Raw genomic sequence first — 492 nt, 5'->3', positions numbered from 1 at the left:
CGCGACGACGCAGCGCTACACCCACGTGACGGCCGAGCGGCTGCGCAGCTCGTTCGAGCAAGCCTTCCCGCGCGCCTGAGCACGCCGGGGGCATCGTCGCCCGGTCCCGGCTCCCCGAGCGGGAGGAGCACGATCGGCGGCCGCTCGCCGAGCAGCGCGAGCGGGTCGACGTACCGCTCGCCCCGTCGCACGCCCCAGTGCACGCAGGCGGCCGCGCAGTGGCTCGCGACGGTCTCGTCGCCGGGGGAGCCCTGCACGGTCCCGACGACGTCACCCGCGGCGACGCGCGTCCCCCGCGGTGCCACGGCGGTGACCGGCTCGAGCGACGTGCGCAGCCCTCCGTCGTGCGTGACGACCACCACGTCGCGGCCTGCGACGGGGCCGGCGAACGTGACGACCCCGGGTGCGGGGGCGAGGACGGTCTCGCCGGCGGCGGCGGCGAGGTCGACGCCCCGGTGGCCGGGCAGCCAGTCGTGCAGCGGCGGGTCCAAC

The 492-nt window shown here is 78.0% G+C and carries 1 protein-coding gene; it reads right to left on the bottom strand.

What is annotated here, in order from left to right:
• Positions 1 to 492: M23 family metallopeptidase (locus G3I78_RS47775; RefSeq protein ID WP_239158476.1), on the bottom strand; the 492-nt coding region annotated here is incomplete at both ends.

The organism is Streptomyces sp. SID13726 (assembly GCF_010548375.1).
Lineage (GTDB): Bacteria > Actinomycetota > Actinomycetes > Streptomycetales > Streptomycetaceae > Streptomyces.
Note: the sequence above shows the minus strand (reverse complement) of the source record. Positions and strands in the feature narration are given on the sequence as shown.